This is a genomic window from Brasilonema bromeliae SPC951, from assembly GCF_012912135.1.
Taxonomy (GTDB): Bacteria; Cyanobacteriota; Cyanobacteriia; order Cyanobacteriales; family Nostocaceae; genus Brasilonema; species Brasilonema bromeliae.
In genome coordinates this window covers 4,442-25,985 of sequence record NZ_QMEB01000060.1, presented here as the reverse complement: position 1 = coordinate 25,985, position 21,544 = coordinate 4,442, and the positions used below count along the sequence as shown (strand labels likewise).

General features: G+C 42.5%; 20 protein-coding genes and 2 pseudogenes. 7 read left to right on the top strand and 15 right to left on the bottom strand.

Annotation, left to right across the window (positions count from 1 at the left end; all coding sequences use genetic code 11):
• Positions 1-17: 17 nt before the first annotated feature.
• Positions 18-749 (bottom strand): RNA-guided endonuclease InsQ/TnpB family protein, encoded by a 732-nt coding sequence (locus DP116_RS10205; protein WP_169155082.1) that lies wholly within the window; start codon positions 747-749, stop codon positions 18-20.
• Between the two features lie 53 nt (positions 750-802).
• Between DP116_RS10205 and DP116_RS10200 the strand changes: the two genes are divergently transcribed.
• Complete coding sequence (locus tag DP116_RS10200; protein WP_169155081.1) at positions 803-979, top strand: hypothetical protein; 177 nt, start codon at positions 803-805, stop codon at positions 977-979.
• A 21-nt stretch (positions 980-1,000) separates the two neighbouring features.
• On the opposite strand, the gene DP116_RS10195 is transcribed toward DP116_RS10200, so the two are convergent.
• From DP116_RS10195 to efp, 7 genes are all read right to left on the bottom strand, one after another.
• A complete protein-coding gene (locus DP116_RS10195) occupies positions 1,001-2,179 on the bottom strand; it encodes a MurL-like N-terminal domain-containing (protein WP_169155080.1) in 1,179 nt (392 codons plus the stop codon).
• A 222-nt stretch (positions 2,180-2,401) separates the two neighbouring features.
• On the bottom strand, positions 2,402-3,289 hold the full coding sequence (locus tag DP116_RS10190; RefSeq protein ID WP_169155079.1) for a dihydropteroate synthase: 888 nt from the start codon (positions 3,287-3,289) through the stop codon (positions 2,402-2,404).
• Positions 3,290-3,379: 90 nt separating this feature from the next.
• Positions 3,380-4,099 carry a bifunctional dihydropteridine reductase/dihydrofolate reductase TmpR gene (gene tmpR, locus DP116_RS10185; RefSeq protein WP_169155078.1) on the bottom strand — a complete coding sequence of 240 codons (720 nt, stop codon included), beginning with the start codon at positions 4,097-4,099 and terminating at the stop codon, positions 3,380-3,382.
• A complete protein-coding gene (locus DP116_RS10180; RefSeq protein ID WP_211173200.1) occupies positions 4,093-4,575 on the bottom strand; it encodes an NUDIX domain-containing protein in 483 nt (160 codons plus the stop codon). The genes tmpR and DP116_RS10180 overlap by 7 nt, the downstream gene beginning before the upstream one ends.
• A 249-nt stretch (positions 4,576-4,824) precedes the next feature.
• Positions 4,825-5,169, bottom strand: coding sequence for an ArsR/SmtB family transcription factor (locus DP116_RS10175; protein ID WP_169155084.1), 345 nt, complete (start codon positions 5,167-5,169; stop codon positions 4,825-4,827).
• Positions 5,170-5,233: 64 nt separating this feature from the next.
• Positions 5,234-5,785 carry an acetyl-CoA carboxylase biotin carboxyl carrier protein gene (accB, locus tag DP116_RS10170; protein WP_169155077.1) on the bottom strand — a complete coding sequence of 184 codons (552 nt, stop codon included), beginning with the start codon at positions 5,783-5,785 and terminating at the stop codon, positions 5,234-5,236.
• A 132-nt stretch (positions 5,786-5,917) separates the two neighbouring features.
• Complete coding sequence (efp, locus tag DP116_RS10165) at positions 5,918-6,475, bottom strand: elongation factor P (protein WP_169155076.1); 558 nt, start codon at positions 6,473-6,475, stop codon at positions 5,918-5,920.
• 880 nt (positions 6,476-7,355) lie between these two features.
• On the opposite strand from efp, the pseudogene DP116_RS10155 reads away from it, so the two are divergent.
• Together DP116_RS10155 and DP116_RS10150 are read left to right on the top strand one after the other, a co-directional pair.
• Positions 7,356-8,136 (top strand): annotated as a pseudogene (locus tag DP116_RS10155) (Rpn family recombination-promoting nuclease/putative transposase).
• A 3-nt stretch (positions 8,137-8,139) separates the two neighbouring features.
• Positions 8,140-8,373, top strand: a pseudogene (locus tag DP116_RS10150) (Rpn family recombination-promoting nuclease/putative transposase); the annotation flags it as partial.
• A 118-nt stretch (positions 8,374-8,491) separates the two neighbouring features.
• On the opposite strand, the gene argB reads toward DP116_RS10150, so the two are convergent.
• The 3 genes from argB to DP116_RS10135 all read right to left on the bottom strand — a co-directional run bounded on the left by argB (position 8,492) and on the right by DP116_RS10135 (position 11,703).
• Complete coding sequence (gene argB / locus DP116_RS10145; protein WP_169155083.1) at positions 8,492-9,388, bottom strand: acetylglutamate kinase; 897 nt, start codon at positions 9,386-9,388, stop codon at positions 8,492-8,494.
• Positions 9,389-9,485: 97 nt separating this feature from the next.
• The gene (locus DP116_RS10140; protein WP_169155073.1) at positions 9,486-10,046 is read right to left on the bottom strand and encodes a shikimate kinase; all 561 of its coding nucleotides are present in this window, start codon (positions 10,044-10,046) and stop codon (positions 9,486-9,488) included.
• Positions 10,047-10,098: 52 nt separating this feature from the next.
• Positions 10,099-11,703, bottom strand: a complete 1,605-nt coding sequence (locus DP116_RS10135; RefSeq protein WP_211173198.1) for an NB-ARC domain-containing protein — start codon at positions 11,701-11,703, stop codon at positions 10,099-10,101.
• Between the two features lie 485 nt (positions 11,704-12,188).
• Between DP116_RS10135 and DP116_RS10130 the strand changes: the two genes are divergently transcribed.
• Positions 12,189-12,368 carry a hypothetical protein gene (locus tag DP116_RS10130; protein WP_169155071.1) on the top strand — a complete coding sequence of 60 codons (180 nt, stop codon included), beginning with the start codon at positions 12,189-12,191 and terminating at the stop codon, positions 12,366-12,368.
• A gap of 32 nt (positions 12,369-12,400) precedes the next feature.
• Here the strand turns inward: DP116_RS10130 and DP116_RS10125 are convergent, their stop codons facing one another.
• The 3 genes from DP116_RS10125 to DP116_RS10115 form a co-directional block, all read right to left on the bottom strand.
• Positions 12,401-13,108, bottom strand: a complete 708-nt coding sequence (locus DP116_RS10125; protein WP_169155070.1) for a LapA family protein — start codon at positions 13,106-13,108, stop codon at positions 12,401-12,403.
• A gap of 276 nt (positions 13,109-13,384) precedes the next feature.
• Positions 13,385-14,008 carry a UbiX family flavin prenyltransferase gene (locus DP116_RS10120; RefSeq protein ID WP_169155069.1) on the bottom strand — a complete coding sequence of 208 codons (624 nt, stop codon included), beginning with the start codon at positions 14,006-14,008 and terminating at the stop codon, positions 13,385-13,387.
• A 271-nt stretch (positions 14,009-14,279) separates the two neighbouring features.
• The gene (locus DP116_RS10115; protein WP_169155068.1) at positions 14,280-16,640 is read right to left on the bottom strand and encodes a ribonuclease R family protein; all 2,361 of its coding nucleotides are present in this window, start codon (positions 16,638-16,640) and stop codon (positions 14,280-14,282) included.
• Between the two features lie 773 nt (positions 16,641-17,413).
• On the opposite strand from DP116_RS10115, the gene DP116_RS10110 reads away from it, so the two are divergent.
• Positions 17,414-18,223 carry a slr1353 family protein gene (locus tag DP116_RS10110; protein WP_169155067.1) on the top strand — a complete coding sequence of 270 codons (810 nt, stop codon included), beginning with the start codon at positions 17,414-17,416 and terminating at the stop codon, positions 18,221-18,223.
• 64 nt (positions 18,224-18,287) lie between these two features.
• Here the strand turns inward: DP116_RS10110 and clpP are convergent, their stop codons facing one another.
• On the bottom strand, positions 18,288-18,893 hold the full coding sequence (gene clpP, locus DP116_RS10105) for an ATP-dependent Clp endopeptidase proteolytic subunit ClpP (protein ID WP_169155066.1): 606 nt from the start codon (positions 18,891-18,893) through the stop codon (positions 18,288-18,290).
• Positions 18,894-19,153: 260 nt separating this feature from the next.
• Here clpP and DP116_RS10100 point away from each other — a divergent pair, with 260 nt between their 5' ends.
• Both DP116_RS10100 and DP116_RS10095 read left to right on the top strand, forming a co-directional pair.
• Positions 19,154-19,306, top strand: a complete 153-nt coding sequence (locus DP116_RS10100; RefSeq protein WP_169155065.1) for a QAALIT motif small membrane protein — start codon at positions 19,154-19,156, stop codon at positions 19,304-19,306.
• Between the two features lie 153 nt (positions 19,307-19,459).
• Positions 19,460-21,535 (top strand): thioredoxin domain-containing protein, encoded by a 2,076-nt coding sequence (locus tag DP116_RS10095; protein ID WP_169155064.1) that lies wholly within the window; start codon positions 19,460-19,462, stop codon positions 21,533-21,535.
• The last annotated feature ends 9 nt before the right edge of the window (positions 21,536-21,544 follow it).

Sequence of the window (21,544 nt, the reverse complement as noted above, 5' to 3'; positions counted from 1 at the left end):
TTACCGTGATTCAGCAATCAACGAATCGCACGTTTTCTACGATTGCGCCACTGTAGCTTGTTCAGCTTGGTTTTCGCTTTTTTAAGGCTACTAGGCGCAACTATCGTGGTACCGTCAGACAAAGTTGCAAAAGTTTTGACGCCTAAATCTACGCCAACCGATTCAACCTCATGAATTAGGGGAGGGATTTTTTCAACATCTAGGCTAAAGCTCACAAACCACTTGTCGGCTGTTCTGGAAATAGTAAATGATTGACTAGAGCACAAGAACGGGATTGGTTGTTTAAGCCGAAAATCACCAAGCCCAGGTATTGTTATTCGTTTCCCTAACTGAAGTACCTGCCTATTCGTAAAAGGCAGCATAGGCTCCCCAATAGCCGGATAAACCCCCGACTTCTTGAGAACGGTAAAACTATCCCCTCGCTTTCTAGATTTCATTTGAGGAAATCCAGACTCTCCCTTGCGCCATCGTTCAACAGCTTTTGCCAAATTGCGTAAAGCAGAAGAATATATTGCTGATGGATATTGTTGCATCCAAGCAAATTCTGGATTGGTTTTCACGTGATTGGTAAAAACCTTCTCAATCGCTGTTAAGCGCTTGGAATCACTTGCTTTAATTTCCTCAAAATCCCAGGAGCTTGTAAGCATCGACAACCCGAAGTTGTAAACAAAACGAGCAAACCCCGCACATCCAGCTAGTCTAGATTTTTCCTTGTTATTAAGTTTTAACTCTAGTTTTAGTGAATACATTGAACTGCCGTTTCGTTACACTACTAGTATACCAGCTACACATGCAATACACTATGCCTTTCCCAAAGTTTAGACCACAAGGAGATGAAGCTTTAGATAAGATTCCTTTTCAGCTTAAAGTTAAATTTGGGTTGAGAGAAAGAATAAAAGCGATACCAGGATGGCAGTCGTTATTGAGAGAAAAGCTAGAAGAGTGGGTAGAAGACTGGGAGCGAAATGTAGAGAAATGAACGAATTGTTGAGCAATATGGCTACTTAGTAGCACGTCTCCAAACTTCCTCAAGTGTCGTTAGGTTGAATAAGTCTTTACCAACAACTTGCACAGCAAAACGGTAATCTGTTGCTGCTTCGATTAAAGCGTATGAAAAAGCACATTTGGGACATTGGCAACACCATCGACACGATCCTGGTGCCCACTGCGCCTCGTTACATGAGGTAAGGACATTCAGGATACTTTTATCCCAAAGGGATAATTGGTGAACTGTGGCAATTGAGTACACTTCTTCACAAATGCTGACATAGCGAAATGGCAAACCCTTGCGTTCCAAAAAACTGTTAAAACGTTCTATGTAAGCAGTTCCCTTGGCACTCTGATGATTGACTTCGCGTCCTTCATATGTGGCATTTGATTCATTGGAACTCTTATCATTTGCCAAGACGAGGAACCGATGACCCTGCTGTGCTGCAATTACCATCATCAGAAACAGCGCATTAGTAATTGTTGGATCGTTGCGAACGCCCTTATAACCAAAATGTTCAGCTGGATCTTCCCTTGGATGGGTTAGTATTTCCCAAAGGCGGGTTCGATTTCGTATGTAATCAAATACTGGAAACTTTTCTTGCCAATTGTTCCCTAGTATGCCTCCGGCATGATGTAGAGTGAAGGCTTCCATAGGAAGGTTAGCTTGCTGCATCCACTCGAACCCAAAGGTACTTTCTTTACCTCCACTGACTGCAAGGAGGTAAGTATCGTTAACTGATGGTAACCAATTATTCTCTATCTCTATGGCACTTTGAGAAAACTCAATTCGAGGCATTTTATCCCAACCCCATTTCTCCAAATAAAACTTTTGTTGGAGATACCAGTAAATGTCCTCATTCCACCAATCTGATTCCCACGCCAGACAACTATACCAACAGACTTGCACAATTTCAGGGGTACAGATTTCACAAAGGCGATAAATTTCAGCCATTGCAATCCCAATCAAGACAGATGGATGGAGTTTATCTGTATTTTTAAATTCGAGTGGGAATTCGATTTCATAAAAATGCTTCCAGTTGTCGATCAGAAATGGAAAAATTAATTTAGAACTGTTCCACTCAGGTGCTTGAGAACAAATCACAGAACAGGTTGGGGATTCTCCTGTAGCCATGTACTGTATACGCGACTCGTGATATCGACTTTTGAATTGTTCAAAAATTGAGGACATGACTACCAAAACTTTAAAAGAAACTGAGAGTATCTAGAACTGGTGATGAAATATTTCTGACCAAGTCCCTATGGCTAACGCCATAGATAAAGGATACTAGCACTAGACCGCCACTCTCAAGTCGCGGCGCTGCGCGTTTTAATTATGGGGATTTCCCTATTCCTTGTTCCTTGTTCCTTGTTCCTTGTTCCCTGTTAAGAGTTCCCTCTTAATCCCAACACTTTAAAAGAAACTAAGAGTGTCTAAAACAGCTTTAGTTTTAGGGACTTCATGAGTTCTAAACAGATCTGTTTTTCCTAATGCAGCAAGAACAGCAAAAAAAGGTTCAGCACTTCTGACTTCTTCGCCAAAACATTCAAAAGCATGGGGTAGGGCATGGCAAACTGGAAAACCTAATTTCCTGAGTCGAAAAGTATTTAAAAACGTTCTCATTTGATAACGAATACGAAGAGAACTGTCTTGGAGATTTTTGTAATAAAACCCTAACCCTGGATCAATAAAAATTTTTCTGATGCCATATTTAGTTGCTATTTCTATTTCCTTGGCGAAATAATCGTACATTAAATCTGTTGGGTCATCTCCAAAATCAAAGTCACCAACTTCTCTAACGTTTTTTCCTTGAACATAACAGATAATGACCCCGGCATCAAACTCAGAGACAGCTTGGTAAATTTCTTCACTTTTTTCTGGTCCTGTTAAGTTGATGACATTTGCCCCAACCCGCAAACATTCTCTAGCAACTTCAGGATAATAAGTTTCAATTGAAGTTAAAACACCTTCTTGATTCAAAGCTTCAAGAACAGGCAGAATTTGACTTTTTTGTCTAACGTCTTCAACTCTCTCTGCTTTTTCTAAAGTTGACTCAGCGCCAATATCTACGATGTCAGCACCTTGAGCATTTAAGACAATTCCACGCCGGATAGCTTGTTCTGAACTTAAACATACACTTTCTCGATACCAAGAATCACTAGAAAGATTAATGACTCCTAAAATAGCTTTTTTAGAATTGAAATTGAAATTCTTGTTTCCAATTGTGAACTCTTCTACTTTTGCATTTAAGGCATCTTTGTAGTGTTCATGAATTGCGTATAAGTCTTCAAGATTAAGCATATTTAAAAACCGTTGACAAAAAATAGGAATTATCGGAGACCAGCCTGTCTAACGACCTGCACTCATCTATACTATGGCAATAGCGCGAGACTACAAACTCCAGCCCCCCGATACTTCCAATATTTGTCCTGTGATGTAATCAGCATCGGGACTGATAAAAAACCAAACAGCATTGCTTATTTCTTCCAAGGTTGCTGCGCGTTTGGCAGGTAGTTTTGGGATCATCTCCTCTACGTCAAAAGAATTCTCAGCTATTCCCGGGGATACCACATTGGCAGTAATGTTGTCCTTAATCAGCTCTTGAGCTAAGGACTTCGTGTAGATGATGACACCAGTTTTAGCAATTACATAAGCTGTATTCGTCCGACGTGCTACCACATTCTGGGCACTAGCGCAAGCGAAGTTGACAATCCGTCCCCAATTAGCTGCCTTCAGATAGAAAAGTGCTGCTTGAGTTATGTAGAAAGTGGAATTGAGGTTGGAATCAATAACTTCGTGCCACTCCTCTATGGATGTTTGGCTGGTAGGTTTTCCCAAGTAGTTACCCACAGTATTAACCACCACTGATAAGCCTCCCAGGTTCTCGGCTGTACGTTCTACTAGGGACTTAGCTTGATCGGGATTGGTGACATCTGCTTGAAGGGCGATCGCTTTGACTCCATGAGTCGCTGCTTCCTGACTAGCTTTGCTTGCTGCTTCTCCACTCCGGTTATAGTGAAATGCGACATCAAATCCTTGACTGGCTAGCTTGAGGGCGATCGCCCGTCCAATTCCTCCCGACGACCCAGTCACGAGTGCTTTTTTTAGCATTGTTCTTGAACTTTATTGTTATATAATTTGTCGATTTGCTTTTGCAGATAGTCCGAAATCAATACGCGGGTGTAGGTATTGAGGGGATACTCTGTTGCCCGTTGGGGAGTCACCCATGCCCATTCCTCAATTTCTTCGTTGGGTGTGATGGTTTCGCTAGCAGAGAATGCATAGTAATTGACCATAATGAAATGGGCTTCCCGCACAAACTGTGAATCTAGCACCGCTTCTTGTAGCAACCCAAAGCGTACATCAGTCAACTCTAAACCGACTTCTTCTCGAAACTCTCTTTTGACTGCAGCTTCTAGCGTTTCGCCCCATTCCACTTTACCTCCCGGTACACCCCATGTGCCCCGCCACTTAGTCGTTTTGACAATTAAGACTTGTCCATGAGGATTAACAGCAAGTGCCCCTACAGTCGTTAAGGGGAACTGCTTTTGCACAGATATTTGTCCAATTGGGGTTTGATTTTGCATCACTTTGCCTGCTAACCATCTAGAGTAACATCTAGGATCTACGGTTTTACACAAAGTTTGTTTTGTGCTATACAACAAACTTTCTGTTTGAGGTGTTCCAGATATAAAGTCAAGACGAAGACATAAGTCTATTCGATTTGTTTAGTACATTTGCACCAGGCTAAGTTCAGTTTAATTCTGAAAAAGCATGGATTAAGCCGTGGGGTTATTTTGTGTTCTGCGTTTTGCATTCTGAGTTCTTCTCAAGAATTACTTGGTATTTAAGATGCGAAAATTACGGGCTTGCTGTTCTAACCTGAAGGCTAGTCGATCGCAAACCCTGTTACACAATTCAAAAATCATCTCATCTTCAACTCGGTAATAGGCACAGGTTCCTTCACTGCGACGACTAAGGATTCCTGCTTGCCACATCACCTTCAAATGTTTTGATACATTAGCCTGAGAAGTCTGTGTTGCCTCTACCAATTCTTGCACGCATTTTTCTTCATCTCGCAGCAAATGCAACAGCCGTAGGCGCATGGGTTCACTCAAGAGGCTGAAGTATTCAGCCACTTGTTGCACGACTTCTGGTGGTACAGGCAACGCTTGTTTCATCAGGGCAGACCCGTAAGGACTCATTAAAAATTTAACAACTAGGCATCGATATATAGATTAATACTTAATCTGGGTTAATTCGCATCAAAGGTTGACCATATTCTACTGGTTGACCGTTTTGTACGAGAATTTCTATGACTTGTCCGGATACTTCAGCTTCGATTTCATTCATCAGTTTCATGGCTTCTATGATACATACTGTTTGACCGCTCCTAATGCGATCGCCCACTTGCACAAATGGTGCTTCGCCTGGACTGGGCGAACGATAAAACGTTCCTACCATTGGGGAAGGGATTTCCACAAACTTCTGTTCTATGACAGACGAACCAGTTGGTGGTGACTGTAAGCCAAGAGTATTGCTGTCAGTGGGGCGATTTGGAGAGGTGACCGTTACTGTTTGAGGCGACATCACTAAGGGAATAGGCGGTGGAACTGGTGTGTTCGGTGTACCAACCGCCCCTAACGCCGCTTGAGGTGGTGCTGACAACATTGGAGAAACGCTTACAGCCTTACGAACTGTGAGTTCAAAATCGTCACTTTTGAGCGTGACTTCTGCAATGTCGGTTTGTGCAATGGTTGTCAACAGTTGGCGGATTTCATTAAAGTCCAATGGCACAGCTTTCCTTACCTCATGCAATTAGGTCGTAGATAGACTTTATCTTTTGAAATGAATTTGTATAGTCAGGCAGGGATGTAAATCCCTGTCATAGATGAAAATCAGGATTTGCATCTAGAGGTGAGAAGAAAGTTACTCCCTGCCAAGGTATGTATCGTTACGGGTGTCTATACGGATGCGTTCTCCTTGAGAAATAAACAAAGGAACCATCACCGTTGCTCCCGTTTCCAAAGTTGCAGGCTTAGAACCACCAGTCGCAGTGTCACCTTTAACACCTGGATCTGTTTGCACAATCTCCAATACTACGGAGTTAGGCAGTTCGACTTCTAGGACTTGGTCGCCCCAGCGAACAACATTGGCTTCCATACCTTCTTTGAGGTATTTTACGCGATCGCCAATCTGTGAGGCGCTCAATCTGCCTTCTTCATATGTTTCCATATCCATAAAGACGTATTCGTCACCTTCTTTATAGGTATGCTGCATTGTGCTTTTTTCCAGGTTAGCTTGCGGAACTGTTTCACCTGCGCGGAACGTTTTTTCCATCACGTTCCCACTTTGAACATTTTTCAGTTTCGTTCGCACAAAAGCAGAACCTTTCCCTGGCTTAACGTGGAGGAATTCTACCACTCGCCATACGGATCCATCTAATACTATCGAAACACCGGGTCGAAAGTCGTTGCTGGAGATCATGAAGCTTTTAAAATTTTGGGAGACAATCGGGATTTATTTTAACCTCCAATAGGAGTGATTAGTTATTTCTTTGCTCATTAGTTATTAGTACTTAGTCAAAAACTAGCAGTTATCCTTCCTCCCGGACTCTCCTACCTCACCATGACTTTTTTAGTATGTCAGCAACACGATATTAGCTGCTGCGGCTGAAAAAGATAGCAGCAATGACAATTAGCCCTAAAAGCGCCAAAGGTACCCAGAGATTGGGAAAATCAGACAGACTCATAAAATCTAAAAACAAAAATCAAAAATTGTTTTTCGTCAAAAAGACGACAACCTTTTTGGAATTGATTAAATTCCAGTTGTCCAACTGCCTAAATTTTCCATCATCCTGCTGCTGAATGAACAACTCTTGCTAAATGCTTTGCTTCTCAATATGTCAGTCTCTTATCTCAATAATTGTTAAGTTAATCTTGACTAATAACCATCTGTATGCATATGCTGACGATTGGTTCGGGAATCAACAATGGTGTTGATCGTAGTGGTGGGGGGAAGTGCGATAGCGTAAGCGCAAGCGCACGCCCAGAGGGCGTTAGCGCAGCGTCTCCGCAGGAGATACGCGTAGCGGCTCCCAGAGGCGAGCTAGCGCTGCGCATTGGCGCAGATCGCTCTTAATCTCATCCAACAACGTAATACCGAATCTGCGTTCATCAAGTTAAACACTGTGATTTGTTGGCGTTGCTGAATGAGAGTTTGATTTCATGACCCACAGACGCACAGAGAAGTTTTATATATCTAAGTTTTTAAAAAAAGGTACAAGAGTCGTTCATACTGCTATTAAGCAATGGCGATTTTTTATAGTTTCGCGCTAAAACAAACTCATTCCCCTGAAAAACCAGCCTTGAAAACAGACAGTATCTTTTATCGTATATTCCAGAGCATCCCTAGCACTTTCTTTGAACTGATTAACCAACCACCACAATTAGCTAAAGCTTACCAATTTTCACGACTTAGAAGTCAAACAACTGGCATTTAGAATTGATGGTGTTTTCCTTCCAAATACAGCAGAACTACCCATCTATTTTGTGGAAGTGCAATTTCAACCAGACAAAAAATTCTACTCACGTTTGTTCACAGAAATCTTTAACTATCTCAATCAAACTGAATTAACTAATACTTGGCGTAGTGTGATCATCTTTCCCAACCGTAGCATTGACAATGGAGATACAGAAAGATACGCAGAATTACTTAACTCAACCAGAGTGAGTCGCGTCTATCTTGATGAATTAAGCTCAACAGAGACATCATCAATCGGCATTGATACAGTTAAACTAATCATCGAACCAGAATCAACGGCGACAACAAAAGCTATACAGATAGTAAACAGCGCCCGAAAAGAGATTAGAGATGCCGCCCAACAGAGGGAAATTATAGAATTGATAGAGACGATATTAATATACAAATTGCCGCGCTAGATCAGGGAGGAGATCGGAAAAATGTTCGGATTAAGCGAGTTAAAACAAACTAGATTTTACCAAGAGGTTTTTGCAGAAGGTAAACAAGAAGGGAAATTGGAAACGATACCCCAGTTATTGGCGTTGGGGTTGAGTATTGAGCAGATAGCCCAAGCGTTAGGTTTGGACGAACAAGTTGTTAGGCAAGCTGCACAACCGAAATCGTAAGCATTATTAATCTACAAATTGCCGCGCTAGATCAGGGAGGAGATCGGAAAAATGTTCGGATTAAGCGAGTTAAAACAAACTAGATTTTACCAAGAGGTTTTTGCAGAAGGTAAACAAGAAGGGAAATTGGAAACGATACCCCAGTTATTGGCGTTGGGGTTGAGTATTGAGCAGATAGCCCAAGCGTTAGGTTTGGACGAACAAGTTGTTAGGCAAGCTGCACAACCGAAATCGTAAGCATTATCAACTCTCAGCTACCGTTGTTATAGATTTTACCGCCCCACTGAAATAATTTCGTCAAGATGCGTACGATGACTTGTGCAAGCCTGCATGATGCAACATTTGAACTAATATTCTAAGTTGTAAACTGGGAACCAACAAGCATTGTACCGATACCAACATCAGTGAAGATTTCCAGTAGCAGTGCGTGTGGAATGCGACCATCAATGATATGAGCTGCACGAACTCCTTGTGCGAGCGATCGCACACAACAATTAACCTTAGGAATCATCCCACCACTGACAACACCTGTTGTAATCAACTCGCGGGCTTCTTGAATGTCTACTCTTTGAATGAGGGTAGAAGGGTCTTTATAATCTTTGAGAATTCCTCTGGTATCCGTCAGCAAAATCAACTTTTCCGCGCCGATTGCTGCTGCTATTTCTCCAGCGACTGTATCTGCATTAATGTTATAGGGTTGTCCTGTCTCGTCTGCTGCGACGCTAGACACAACAGGAATATAGCCATTATTAACTAGTGTCTCCAAAATTTTGGTATCAACAGAGGAAACTTCTCCCACAAAACCGATACCTTCTTCACCTTGAGGTCTAGCCTTGATTAAGTTACCATCTTTGCCGCACATTCCCACTGCTGAACCACCAGCTTTACTAATCAAGGTAACTATTTCTTTATTAACTCGACCAACTAACACCATTTCCACAACATCCATTGTGGGGGCGTCAGTCACTCGCAAACCATTTTTAAATTGGGCTTCGATTCCCAGTTTACCCAGCCAACTATTAATTTCTGGTCCACCACCATGCACCACAATTGGTCGTAAACCAACACAAGATAGGAATACGATGTCACAGATGACTTTATCTTTAAGATTACTATCTTTCATTGCCGCGCCACCGTATTTGACGACAATGGTTCGACCACTAAATTGTTGAATGTAGGGCAGTGCTTCGCTTAGCACTTGTACGCGGCTAGCGGCATCCTGCTTTATCATGTACTCAGTTTCGCTGACCATCATGGGAAGCTATTGTATAGATATTGCGGTTTTAGTCTGGGTCAATAAAGTCCTAATATTATAGTTAAAACATTATCTACCTACAAAGTAAAAATTCTTAGCATTCAGTAGATAATACTCCAGGTTTGAGGACGCTGGGAATTTGCTCTATAATTCTTGTGGCAATGTCTTCTGGCGTTTCTCCTTCGTTTATGGTGATTCGCAAATCTGCTTGTCGGTAAAGATGTTGTCTTTGTTCCAGGATAAATTGCAGCTTTGCTTTGCGGTCAACATTTTGCAGTAGTGGTCTTGTTGTATCTTCTGCTAGTCGAGCGCAAAGTATTTCCACTGATGCATCCAGCCAGACAATTAAACCGTGGTGTAGGTAACTCCAGTTTTGTTGCTGTACGACAATACCTCCACCTGTTGCGATGACAAGCTTGGTGAAAGCACACACTTGTGACAGTACCTGACTTTCTAACTGGCGAAACGCTGGTTCCCCAAGTTCCGCAAATAATTCAGTTATTGATTTACCACCAGCAGCTTTCTCAATCACAGTGTCAATATCAACAAATCCGTAGTCCAAATGCTGCCCTAACAAGCGTCCGACAGTCGTTTTGCCAACGCCCATCATGCCAATTAGGTACAGATTTACCCCTTTTAACAAGTCAATACTCATGATTGTTTGTAGTTGCGCTTAAGCATTAAGACAAACTACTTCTCACTTTACTTTAAATCTCGTTGTTTAAACGCAAATCTCGGATATAATTTTTTATTTGTACTTCAAAAATTGTCTGGAGCATCGGAATTGAACTTGGTTTCTCTCCCATTAATTTAAAGTTTTCCTCAATTAATCGTTCTGCAACGTACTCCATTAAGACTGGAGTTTGACAAAAGCTAGATACTTGCCACTCTATGAGAGACCGCCTGTGCAATAACTCTATCGCCTCCAATATTAGTCTTTGCGATACTCGTGGGACAATGTCTCTTTGCAATTTACGCATTGAGCCTAAATCTTGATTGAAAGCTAACCAGTACATAATGAGCTTTTCTAAATGAGACAAGCGATTAAACTGTTTGTCTAAAATTGCTCGAATGTCTCCAAACACTATGGTGTCTTGCTCTAAAAAATCATAGATATTGCCTGCAAATAATTCCTGAATAGCAGTAGCAACTAGTTTAATAAATAAGGGATTACCTGTATACCTATCAAGTAATAATTTGTATTCCTCTGCTGTAGAGTTATCAAATCCTTTATCTTTGAGAATTTTTATACTTTCAGTATGACTTAAACCCTTTAATTTTAAACAACGTACAGGTAACTTATCTCCTTCGAGAGCAGCAACTTCTTGAGGTTTTTCCCGACTTGTCACAATTAAACAGCTTTGATGTTGAGAGTCACCCACTCGTCTAATTAATTCTCCATAACCTTCATATCCTAAGCGATAACGGATTTGAGGGAGATGGTATGCAGAGGAATTGTTGATAGTTGAGTGATTTGTCGAAGAAGTCGGATATATATCTGAGTCGCTAGTAGAATATTCGCTGCACAAAATGGAATCAAAATTATCTAATACAATCAGACAACGTGAAGAACGCAAACAATCAATCAATTGTGAAATACTGCTGTTGAGGTCTTCTACACCGATGGTCTGTTGTGTTGGTGACAAAGTTTGAATGAGTTGGTTCAAAATAACTTCTGGAGGGGAAGCAAGGTGGAGACTTCGCCAAATCACATACTCAAACTTATCCTTTATTTTTTCTGCCTGCTTAATTGACAAAGCTGTTTTTCCAATTCCTCCCATCCCCAAGAGAACAACAAGCCGACACTCTTCCTCAACAATCCATTGTGTCATCACAGCGAGTTCTGTCGTCCTTCCGTGGAAAAGACTAGTATCAACTGCTTCACCCCAATCTTCTGTTTGGGCTGCTTTTATAATAGTGAATTCATTTTTTTCTGTCTTGACTTGGTTACTGGCTAGCTCTTTTTGGAATAAAGCTTTTTTATAACCTGCTTGTTCTAGCAAATGAGTCACCCGACTCCAGCTTTTTACTTCAACTGGGTATCCTACCTGGTAACTCAACATTTCTTCTATATATTTATATAATCCATTGGAAAGATAAACCCTAACAGTACTGCTGCTACGACTTTGATAAACTGTGTTAGCAATTTCTGCAGGACTATACCCGCAAAGTAAGCCTCGTAAGAATTTTTTTTCTACAGGTGTGAGAGATTTGCCTTTTGCAGAACCTAAATCAACGTATAACTTTTCTACCTCCCAATGATTTTTAGCTTCTGTAAATTCTTTGTCTACTTTATTAAAATCAGACACCATCACTACCGTTATTTATTTGAAGTTACCTAAGAAAACATCATAACTATACTATCTTTTCTGGCAAGTCAAATTAAATACACCATAGAAGACTAACTATTTTAGTAACATTTGTTAGGTGACTTGCCTATTGTTACTTAGGTATCTTTGGGCTTATATACAAATTTAAGAAATCTTGATTGAAACTTTATCCTGACTATGTCGGTCAACAGAAATGAGCGTGACTACTACTGGATGACACAAGTGTTTGTACGAAATGACACCATGTTTATCGACACACTATATCAGTGTCCTAGGAATAAGTTGCAGTAACTTGTACTCAGCAAATCAGTATTTTGATTAAAGGTGTAAAAGATGACAATTTATCAGAAGAGATACAAAAAAGATCTGCCAACTAAGCCGTTGAGGCACAAAGCCATTGCATATTTTATCGAGAACAACCTGATGAAATAAGTGTGCCATAAGTGTGGTCGTTTGAGGTTCCAACCATGATTCGGATTCGAGATGTTGTACAAAAAGCTTTAGCAACTGGCTATTTGACCGTTGAGGCAGAAAATCAACTGCGGCAGCTGCTAACAACCCGGTATGACCTGGAAGATTTAAATGCTTTCATGAGCTTGCAGGAAGCTGCTATGACCGGGAAAGTCAAGCAGGAGTCACGTGGGTGATGTGGAATTTAGTAAACAATATTTTAATATACTTAACGACGGGGGCGCTTGTCCTGATCTTCAATATCCTCATCGAGAAATCCCCAATCATCATCCGATTCTTGATTGGTTTGAGCTTGATTGGTCGTTGGTGGTTGTAATGGGGGGATAATCACTCGATAATCAGCATCGTAAACGGATTCAGTTTTCCCCACTCCAGAATTTTTTGGTTCGCGGTAGCTGTAGGAGTAAACTGAATCAGACTTGTAACTGCTTGATGGTTCTTGTTGACGTTCGTAAGTGTTAGAGTCCCTAACCTGTGTGTTTTGAGAATTCGGTGTAGGCGCTTGTTGTTGCTTTTCTTCAAAGTCCCAATCATCTGTGCTGTCGTCTGTTTCCCAATCATTAAGTGGATCACTAGTTCGTGTTGACTCAGTTTTACTACTTGATGGTGGGGGAGAAGGACGGGGTGTTGGTTCTTCCTTACGAGTTTGACTCCTTGCTGTCGAAGTTGTGGGTGATCTTAGCGGAGTTTGACGTTGTTGTCCCGCGAAAAAGTTAGAGAAGTTAAATAAGCTTGTGACGAATAGAGTGGTAAAAGCACCCGCAGCAGTACTGAACAAAATCCAAATCGCCAGTGGTAATGCTTTAGATTTCATTCCTAAAAATACCAGTGGGAGGACAGGTGACCAGTTTTGCACCAGTAAAAGCGTTAGTCCTCCTAACACTGTTACTAACAAAATTAAGCGAAATACAGCCATAGTTGTTTAGTGGTTGGTCAATAGTCATTAGTCATTGGTCATTGGTCATTGGTCATTAATCAAAAAGTGCTTGACTGTTGACCCCTTCGGGGTTCGCCAGTCGCTCATGGGGAGCCAGTGCGTTGCGGAGCCAGTCCTGCAGGAGGGTTTCCCTCCGTAGGGACCTGGCGTTGGGGTTCCCCCCGTTGTAGCACCTGGCGTGGAAACCCCCAAGACCGCGCTGGCTCACTGTTGACTGTTGACTTTCTCTTTATTACCCCATATTCCCTATTTTGACTAATCTTGACGACCTTGCCATCGTTGAATGGGTATACAATCAACATCTAGTTGATCCAATGCACGGGCAACTACAAAGTCAACTAAATCCTCAATGGTTTTGGGATTGTGATACCAGGCAGGAATGGCAGGAACAATTCTAACTCCGGCTTCGGCTAAGGTTGTTAAGTTACGAAGGTGAATTAAGCTAAAGGGAGTCTCACGAGGAACGAGAATCAACTTTCGTCCCTCCTTGAGTTGGACATCCGCCGCTCGTTCGAGTAAGTCGGAACTTAAACCAGCTGCTAGCTTCCCTACAGTAGCCATACTGCATGGCATCACAATCATTCCTAGGGTGCGAAAAGAACCACTGGCAATGTTTGCCCCAACATTACTCCAAGAATGACAACATAGTTTGCCGATCCCTTCTACTCCAGCTTGCTGTCGCCAAAATTGCTCTTGTTGAGCTGGTTCTACTGGCATACGAATATTCTGCTCAGATTGCCAAACCATGTAAGTTGACTTGGAAGCAACTAATTCAATTCGATAGTCGGCTTCTAGCAGAAATTTGAGCGCGCGAACCGCGTAAATCAGACCAGATGCACCTGATACGCCTAAGATGAGTGGTTTTGTATGAGTTGACACGTATTTTTCTAGCGGGACTTACCGGAGATTGGGGATTAGGGATGTTGTCATTTATGAATTGTTAGTTATTGAGTTAGTTGTTAATTGTTGATTATTAGTTAACTTTTGTAGTCACCCACTAACGACTAACTCATATGTCGAGTGCGGAAATCAACACACTATTTAACAAAATATCAAAAACCTAGAACACAAAGGTTTTTGAATTTTGTAAAGTGCGTGCCCGTAGCGGCTCCGGGCATATTTTGAATTCCGCAAAGCGGTACTCGTCCCTTTATTCCTCGTCAGGATACGCGTCTAAGTCATCAGGATCAATATCCTCATGTGATAAGTAAGGATTTGTATCTTCTCCATTCGAGAGGTTGACATCCTTACTAAAAACTGGTAATCCATCGCTGCCAACAGTGACTAAATCGATTTGCTGGCGATAATAATCAACACTCTTAACCTGTACGGCTACGCGATCGCCCAGTCTATAGGATGCACGATTTTTACGACCAAACAACGCCTGCTGTCTGGCGCGATACTCATACCAATCGTCTTTGAGAGAACTGACGTGGACAAGTCCTTCTACCCGTAGAGGTACGCGAGGATTGCTAACTGAGTTTGACACAGTTGGTGAAACTTCAATTTCTACAAAGAACCCATACGACTGGACACCTGTGATCACACCAGTGAAAACCTCACCAATCCGCTGTTTCATCAGTGAAGCTCTTTGCAATCCTGCTAAATCAGCTTCTGCTTCTTGAACTTCTTTTTCTCTATCGTTGAGCTGAATAATCACCCTTGTCAAATCGCTTTGGAGTTCTTGTTGCAATTCTGGCGGTAGGACGTTCCAGTTGATTTCACCGTGGCTGTTTGAGTGGCGCAGGTTAACACGCTCTTTGACACGGGTGGTGCGGCGATCGCGTCCGTGTTCAAGTAACGTATAAAATACCCTTTGCATCAGTAAATCTGGGTAACGTCGCAAGGGAGCAGTGAAATGAACGTACTCTGGTAATGACAACCCAAAGTGAGGTCCTTTGGTTGTACTATACGTAGCTGGCTTGAGTGTGTCTTGCAACAAATAGGTCAGAACTTGCTCGGATGCTGATTCTGCGAAAACTCTGGTCAACTGTTGATAGTCGAGGGGTTGGACATCTGTTTCTGGATCTAGTGACAATTCGACGCCTAAGTTAATTGCTAATTTCAGCATTTCTTGCACATCTTCGGCATCAGGTGCGCCTTGAACTCGCCAAATAGCCGGGATACCCAGAGCATTAAAGTGGGTTGCTATGAGTTGGTTAACCAGTAGCACAAACTCAGTTAACAACGAGTGCACAGGTAAATCATTCACCATCACACACCCCATAGCGCCTTCATCATAGTATGGGTTTTGGTTTGGTGGCAAATTTAACTGCAAGCACCCACGAGAAGAGCGTACCTGTTTTAACAAGTGCGCCAAACTATCGAGTTGTTGCACCATCTCTACCAGGGACGATGAAATTTTGGTCGATTTATTTGTGAGAATTGCCTCTACTTGTTCTTCACTGACTGAGGCGTCTACTTTGACAACGCTGGGTTGAACTTCCCATTCTCCAACTTGTCCTGATTTTGAATCAATCGTGATTAAGAAAGAGATGGCTAAGCGATCGCTTTTGGGTAATAAAGCACAGCGTTCGGCAACACCTTCTGGCAACATTGACAGTACCAATTCTCCCAGATAAACTGACCGACCTCGCTTGAGTGCTTCTCGATCCAGGGCTTCGTCTGGTTGAATAAAATGAGAAAGATCTGCAATATGAAAGCCCAGCTGCCAATGTTCTTCGCTTGTTTTGTCCAAGGTGAAGGCATTTTCGATCATCGTTGAGTCATTGCTGTTGCCAATAATGCTCAAAGTCAACAGAGGTCGCAAATCCAGCCGATTTTTTAAATCTGCTTTTAGCAGCTTTTTGGGTAATTTTGAGGCTGCTTCCTGTACGGATTCTGGAAAAGTACGAGAAAGATCATGCTTACAGGTCACTAAATCAATGTCCGCCGCCGCTTCAGCATCGCTGCCAAGAATTTGCACAACCCGACCAAGTGGAGGATATTGTGCTAATGGGTAACGTAGAACTTCAACATGAGCCAGGTGGTCAATTGCTTGTTCCAAGCTAGGGCTGTTTTGTTGCAGTTTGAGTTCAAACAGTAACCTATCATCCAAAGGTACAGCACGAAATCCACTTTCTACCTGCTTAATCCGCGCTAGTAAAGTGTGATTGGAGCGTTCTAAGATTAACTTAACCTCTCCTTCTGGGGAGCGGCGACGACTACCTTCTTTTAGAACCCTAACCAAAACGCGATCGCCATTCCACGCGTTACTGAGATGACTTTCGCGGATGTAAATATCTTCGGATCCTTCCACATCTTGAATTGCAAAGCAAAAGCCTTTACTGGAACAACGGAGTTTTGCTTCAATCAGCCCTTCTTCTGTGACTCGACGATATTTGCCACGTTCTTTGACTAAAACCCCGATTTTTTCGAGTATCTCTAAAGCAATATGAAGTTTTTGTAAACTAACTTCATCTTCGCAACCAAGTTTCTTTTCCAAGAGTTTACGAGCCACCAATTTATCATCAGTGAAATTGGCGAGAAGTGTAGCGATTGAAAATTCCATGCAGTGAACCGGCCTTTGGTCAAAACATCATTTTTTTTTAATCTGGTTCTTTGCTCGTGTACCCTCACGACTAAAAACACCCTTTGGCAAACGAATTGCCCAATCATAGAGGGCACTGCACGAACATCCAGAGTATTGATGTGTTCAAGATCCTTGTGCAAGACTATCTTCCAAAGTACGCCCGTTTGAGATTTTGCCCCCTCGCTAAAACGTAACGGGTTTTTGAGTGACGTACGTTGCAGAATTTTCCACGCTGCCCAAAAGCTCTCTTTAGGGAAACCGCAGGTGTTTGATTGTCTTGTGTGAAGGTACTTTTACGCCATGTAACTCTGATTTTTAACTAGGAGAAACTGCCGATAAATCTAATTGACCCATATGTAGGATCCCAAACAATTAGGTCAGCAGTCCATAATAGGTGAGGATGAACCATTACCTCATTATTGTAGATATATAGCGCACTTACAGAAAATAGTTCCACATCACTAATTAGGTAATTAGTATAGCAACGACCATGCAACCACTCTTGCTCAACAAGCAATCGCCAAAAATTTACTCCAAAACCTCATGCTACAATCAGGACACGGATGAAATCAGTCGTCGGTCATCAGTTATCAGTAAGCAGGCGGATGAAACTGCTAACTGGTAACTGTTCAAGCGTTAAACTTGGCAAAATCAATTTGGAGTATAGTCCATAACGGAACGAGAGTCAAAGCTTGGACTCACAGGTCAGCGCAAACCCTTTGTTTTACAGATTTTAGATTGGTAGCAGTATTATGTTGGCTCAATTTCAGAGCAAGTATCCCCAAGGCAGTCTTATTTCTGAATTAGTACAAATTTATCACGGTAAGTATATTGTCCGGGCAAGCGTACAGATTGATGGCGTAACACGCGCCACTGGAATGGCTGCAGCAGAAACAGTGGAGGAAGCAGAAGACCAAGCCAGAAATAGAGCGCTTGTCGTTTTGGGAATGAGCAATTCGCCAGACTCGGTTGTCGTTTCCCCAGAACCGGTTAAGCAGGTTCAGCCAATCACAACAACAACAACCAGATTAAATGAGTCTGCGTATCCCGCTGCTCTCAAAACTTTTCCTCAAACAGAAGCAACTCCAACATCCCCAGTCATCTCATCTGTTGTCAGTAAAAACGATATTAAAAACGAGGAGATAATTGAACGCTTTTCTACAACTGACAACCAGGAAACTCAGTCATTGGAAAAAAGCCCATTCCAAAATTTGGAGATGATGTTTGGTAACCAAGCAGAAAATGAGATATCGGAGATTTCTCCAAGTAATGTGACACCCTTTCCGTCACGGAGTTACAGCAGTTCAGTAGAAGATGTGCCAACCCAGACAACCACGGGGAAAAAAAAGAAGAAGAGCGAACCTGTGGATCAGTCCGACGATATCGCTAAAATTGGGGTTGAAATGCAGCGCCTAGGTTGGACAACAGAACAGGGGCGAGATTATCTGATTAAAGCTTATGGCAAGCGATCGCGTCATTTACTCACTGACGAAGAATTGCACGATTTCCTCAGATACCTAGAATCTCAACCCACGCCCCCAGATCCATTAGCAGGATTTTGAACACTCAACACTCAACACTCAACAGTTATCAGTTATTTACTGATAACTGATAACTGATAACTGACTACACCACAGCCATTGGACGGATACCAGCAGCGTGACGGTCAATAACTTGGTCGATTAATCCATACTCCTTTGATTCCTCAGGCGACATAAAGAAGTCCCTTTCTGTATCCTCAGCAATTTTGTCATATGGCTGACCTGTGTGTTCAGCTAAATATTCGTTTAGCTTCCGCTTATGGTACAGGATTTCGCGCGCCTGAATTTCGATATCAGTCGCTTGTCCCTGAGCGCCACCCAAAGGTTGGTGAATCATAATCCGAGAATGAGGTAAACTCATCCGCTTACCCTTAGTCCCAGCGCTGAGGAGGAAAGCGCCCATACTCGCCGCCAATCCGGTACAAATTGTACAGACATTCGGGCGGATGTGCTTCATAGTATCGAATATCCCCATACCCGCTGTTACCGAACCTCCAGGAGAATTTATGTACATATAAATGTCTTTGTCTGGATCTTCTGCATCCAAGAACAGCAGCTGGGCAACAATCAAGTTAGCGACGTTGCTATCAATCGGCTGTCCCAAAAAAAGGATGCGCTCACGTAACAGTCGTGAGTAAATATCAAAGGCGCGTTCGCCACGACCTGATTGTTCAATAACGATAGGAATCATGCAGACTGCTTGTCACTAATTTACATACATTTTATCGATTGCAACGGCTGATTGTTTTCAAAGAACCATAAACCCAATTTTTACAATCAACCAAGTTTATGAAGAAAGCTTCATTTTGTGACTTTTTTAGAATTTTGTCAGCATTATTACTAGTCTTTTCCGGAAAATAACTACTTCGTGCGGTAGATGAAAATATAGGGAGCAATCTTGTAACACATTCTAATTAAGATGTCACCCGCCTAAAGCCTGAGGAAGTCGCCATGCTAGAAAAATTTGTGCAAGCCGCCATCATTACTTTTTTACTCCACCTGTTAGCAGGTCTTAGCCCAACAACTATCAAAACAGAAGCGACACCAGCTTTTAATACGCTGTCAGCACCAATTGCCAGAACGCTGTCCAACAATTTTGAATAAGATGAATAATATTATTATTTCGTCTAGGATGAGAAAATTGTTAGCTTCTTACATTGTTAGCTTCTTACCCTATGGAGTGCTTAAAGGCTGCGAAGTAAATATCTCTGTTACAAGCTAGACTGAGCAAGGAAGGCTGTCATCAAGTATCCTATCATGACTAATCGTCTGGCTCAAGCTAAAAGCCTCTACCTCCGCAAACACGCCGAAAACCCTATTGATTGGTGGTCTTGGTGTGACGAAGCACTCGCAACGGCAAAGACGCAGAATAAACCGATTTTTCTTTCTATTGGCTACTCCAGTTGCCACTGGTGTACTGTTATGGAAGGTGAAGCTTTTTCTAACCTGGCTATTGCTGAGTACATGAACGCCAACTTTCTTCCGATAAAAGTAGATAGAGAAGAAAGACCAGACCTTGATAGCATTTATATGCAAGCTTTGCAGATGATGAGCGGTCAAGGGGGTTGGCCTTTGAACGTTTTTCTCACCCCAGATGATTTAATACCATTCTACGCTGGTACTTACTTCCCGGTTGAACCACGCTACGGTCGTCCTGGATTTTTGCAAGTCCTGCAAGCAATTCATCATTACTACGATACAGAAAAACAAGATTTAAGTGAACGTAAAACAGCTATTCTTGAGTCACTCCTCACCGGAGCTGTGTTGCAACAGGAAGGAATAACAGAATCTCAAGATAAACAACTGTTGCACAATGGCTGGGAAACTTCAACAGGTATCATTACACCAACTCAATACGGTAACAGCTTCCCGATGATTCCCTACGCGGAACTCGCATTGAGGGGGAGCAGATTCTTGTTCCCAGGTTCAGCGAGTGAGCGATCGCGATATGATAGCAAGCAAGTTTGTACGCAGCGGGGACTAGACCTCGCACTGGGCGGCATTTATGATCATGTAGGTGGTGGGTTTCATCGCTACACAGTTGACCCCACCTGGACTGTACCGCACTTTGAAAAGATGCTCTACGACAACGGACAAATTGTAGAGTATTTGGCGAACTTGTGGAGCTTGGGCGTACAAGAGGTGGCTTTTGAAAGGGCTATCGCCAAAACTGTCCAATGGTTGAAGCGAGAAATGATAGCGCCAACCGGATACTTCTATGCAGCGCAAGATGCAGATAGCTTTAGCGATCCCACAGAAGTAGAACCGGAGGAAGGCGCGTTTTATGTCTGGAGTTACAGCGAATTAGAACAACTGCTGACTCCGGAAGAACTAACAGAATTACAACAGGAGTTTACAATTACGCCTGAGGGTAACTTTGAAAATAAGAATGTGTTGCAAAGGCGTAATGCTGCAAAACTGAGTGAAACAGTCGAAAACACACTCGCAAAGCTGTTTGCAATTCGCTATGGTGCAGCACCTGAGTCATTGGAAACTTTCCCTCCCGCCCGCAACAACCAGGAAGCGAAAACAGGAAACTGGAAAGGACGCATTCCGGCGGTGACAGATACAAAGATGATTGTCGCCTGGAATAGCTTGATGATTTCCGGTTTAGCAAGGGCGTATGCAGTCTTCCAACAACCAGAGTACTTGGAACTAGCAGCAACAGCGGCGAATTTTATTTTGGATCATCAGTTTGTCGATGGGCGTTTTTACCGATTGAATTATGAGAGTGAACCAACTGTCCTAGCCCAGTCTGAAGATTACGCCTTTTTTATCAAAGCGCTACTGGATTTACAGGCTTGTTCTCCTGAGGAAAAAAACTGGTTGGAAAGAGCGATCGCAATCCAAGAAGAATTCCACGAATATCTTTGGAGTGTAGAACTCGGCGGATACTACAACACATCAAGTGACGCAAGTCAAGACTTAATTGTGCGAGAGCGCAGTTATATGGATAATGCCACACCTTCGGCGAATGGAGTTGCGATCGCCAACCTTGTTCGTTTGGCTCTTGTAACCGACAATCTTCATTACTTGGATTTAGCCGAGCAAGGCTTAAAAGCATTTAGAAGTGTCATGAGCCGCGCTCCCCAAGCTTGTCCCAGTTTGTTTACAGCCTTAGATTGGTATCGTAACTGTACCTTAGTCCGCACCAGTGCAGAGCAGATACAGTCTATTAACTCCATGTATTTACCGAGCACTGCGTTTGTTGCGGTGTCGAAATTACCTGAGGGAAGTCTTGGATTAGTTTGCCAAGGTTTGAAGTGTCTTGCACCAGCCCAGAGTTTGGAGAAGTTGTTGCAACAAGTGCAGCAGAGTCAGGTGAGGGGTTAACAATTCAAA